3 protein-coding genes are annotated in these 2,826 nt (G+C 66.1%); 2 read left to right on the plus strand and 1 reads right to left on the minus strand.

The annotated features are described in order from the left end of the window. Positions 1–237: peptide-binding protein (locus M3498_11525; GenBank protein ID MDQ3459915.1), on the minus strand; the 237-nt coding region annotated here is incomplete at its 3' end. Between the two features lie 239 nt (positions 238–476). Between M3498_11525 and M3498_11530 the strand changes: the two genes are divergently transcribed. Together M3498_11530 and M3498_11535 are read left to right on the plus strand one after the other, a co-directional pair. Beyond that, the gene (locus tag M3498_11530) at positions 477–1,574 is read left to right on the plus strand and encodes a beta-lactamase family protein (protein ID MDQ3459916.1); all 1,098 of its coding nucleotides are present in this window, start codon (positions 477–479) and stop codon (positions 1,572–1,574) included. Beyond that, positions 1,571–2,826, plus strand: a 1,256-nt coding sequence (locus M3498_11535; protein MDQ3459917.1) for a glycoside hydrolase family 3 protein, incomplete at its 3' end; no start/stop codon positions are given. The genes M3498_11530 and M3498_11535, both read left to right, overlap by 4 nt.

Consider the following 2,826-nt stretch of genomic DNA (forward strand, 5'->3'; position numbering starts at 1 on the left):
GGCTAAGTCGGGCACGACGTTGGCGTTTTCGTCGTAGCGGACGAGCCGGTTGTAGAGCAGCTCGACGCGCCGGTGCGACGAAAAGGAGGTGACGATATTGGGATCCATGCCAATCGCTTCCTGGTCGACACCGATGATGAGCTCCCCGCCAGCCTCGGCCTGCTGCGCGCTTACGGCGCTTATGAGGGCGAACAGCAAGGCGATGGCCGCAATGCCTAGGCTTCTAAATCCGTTCATGCTTCTCCTCCATCACTGAGATCACGCCCTGAAATATGCTGAGTCAAGAATCTGCCGATGCTTCTGGTCATGCTGCCTCTCGGTCATGCCGTCTCTTGAAGCCATCTCCTTTGCAGAAGATACTTTGAACTGCTGCTTTTGGACTATACCTGGGCAACTATACCTCTGCTAGACCACTAGAGTCAAACGTGCTATCTTCACGTATGATCACAGGCTCTGAAGCTGGAGGTTTTGCAGAAGTGCGACGCGTCGTCGAAGAGGCGGTCGGAAGGGACGAGGTGCCCAGCGTGGTGGCAATGGTCGGCACCGCTTCCACACGCCACCTGGTGACGGCGGCAGGGCGGCGGGAGACCTGGAGCGAGGGGGCAGCCGTCGACAGAAGCACCGTCTATGACCTAGCCTCGCTCACCAAGGTCGTCGCCACGCTGCCCGCGGTCCTCAAGCTGATCGACAGCGGCGAGATTCGGCTGGGGAGCCGCATTGCCGACTTTTTCACTAACGCCGGCTGGTTTCAGTCGCCTTCGCTGGCCGACGTGACGGTGGAGAGCTTGCTCAGCCACAGTTCAGGCCTGCCTGCCTGGAAGCCACTCTTCGCCTGGGCGAGCAAGCGCGAAACCGCTATGGCCAATGTCTTGCAGAGCGGGCTCGAGCATCCTGCCGGCAGCTACGTCTACAGCGACCTGGGCTTCATTCTGCTGGGCGCCATCGTCGAGCGGGTGAGCGGCCTGAGGCTGGACGCTTTTGTGCGCCAGGAGATTTTCGAGCCGCTCGGCATGAAGGAGACGCGCTTCGGCTCGCTTCAAGAAGAGAACGTCGCCGCCACTGAAGACTGTGGCTGGCGCAACATGCGCCTTCAGGGCGTGGTCCACGACGAGAACGCTTATGTCCTGGATGGTATCGCCGGGCACGCGGGACTTTTCGGCACGGCGGACGACTTGGCAACCTACGCGCAGGCCTGGCTAAGCCGTGACGCGCGCCTGGCTTCGGAAGAGATGTTGGCGCTGGCGACCAGGGAGTACGTGCGAGACGAGGAGGCGCGCCGCGGCCTGGGCTGGATCCTGTGGACCGAGCCCTCGAGCGCCGGGCGCTACGCTGGCCCCGAAGCCTACGGTCACACCGGCTTTACGGGCACCAGTCTGTGGCTCAACCCAGGGTCCAAAGGGCCTAGTGGCCCTAACCCCGACAATGATTGGTTCGCCGTCTTGCTCACCAACCGCGTGCATCCGTCGAGGACCTGCGGTCAGAACATCCACGCCCTGCGGGTCGCCTTTCACGAGGCGGTCGGCGAGTCCTTTAGAGGCTTGAACGGTAAGCTGCCCAGCGAGGTGATGGTATGAACCTACGTTTGCACGGCTGCTTCTTGCTGAGCGCGCTCTTGATGACCCCCGTCCTCGCCCAGGATGAAGCCGCGGTCGGGCGCCTGCTCATGCTGGCCTTCACGGGGGCGGAGCCGCCGCTCGAGCAGTTGGGGAGCCTCCGGCCGGGCGGTTTCATCTTCTTCTCGCGCAACGCGCCGTCGGCGGCGGCGGTGCAGGAGATCACCCGCGGCCTGCAAGACGCCGCGGGCTACCCGCTCATCTTCGCCGTCGACCAGGAGGGCGGTCCCTTCAGCTCCTTTCGCGCTCCCGAGGCGACGCTGTTCCCCGGCAACATGGCGCTGGCGGCGGCGGGCGACCTCGAGCTCGCGCGCCGCGCGGCCTTGGCGAGTGCCCAGGAGCTCGCCTTTGCCGGCTTCACCATGAGCTTCGCGCCGGTGGTGGACGTGAACAGCAACCCGGACAACCCCATCATCGGCGTCCGCTCCTTTGGGGCGGACGTAGACGCGGTGAGCCTATTTGGCCGCGCCACCCTGGAAGGGCTCGAGGCGGCCGGCGTCGCCGGGGTCGCCAAGCACTTTCCCGGCCACGGCGACACCGCCGTGGACTCGCACCTGGCCCTGCCCAGCGTGACGGGCGACCGGGCGCGGCTGGACAGCGTCGAGCTGCCACCGTTCGAGGCGCTGGTGGAGGCCGGCGTGCCCGCCGTCATGACGGCGCACGTGGCCTTTTTAGCGCTCGAGGCGGACGTGCCCGCCACCCTGTCCGAGCGGGCCCTGACCGAACTGCTGCGGGGGGAACTCGCCTTTGATGGCCTCATCATTACCGACTACATGGACATGAAGGCGGTTGCCGATCATTACGGTCCCGGCGAGGCCGCCGTCCGGAGCATAGTGGCGGGCGCCGACCTGGTGCTCTTGGGGCCCGACCGGGCGGTGCAGGGCGAGGTCCATGAGGCGCTGGTGGAGGCCGTCAGGAGCGGCAGGATCAGCGAGGTGAGAGTGCAGGACGCGCTCGCTCGAGTCGAGAGGGTCGCGAAACGCTACCGCCCGGGGTGGGAACGCGCGACATCCGACCCGACATCCGACCCGACATCCGACCCGGCGCCCGACTACGCCGCCCACCGCGCCCTGGCGCGCGAGGTCGCCACTCGAGGGGCCACCCTGCTCTGGAACGACGGGGTCCTGCCTTTGGACTCCGCCGCCGACGTGCTGGTGGTGGCGCCCCGTCCCAGTCTCTTCGGCGAGCCGCCGCACCTGGGCACGGTGCTTGA

Source organism: Deinococcota bacterium, assembly GCA_030858465.1.
Lineage (GTDB): Bacteria > Deinococcota > Deinococci > Deinococcales > Trueperaceae > JALZLY01.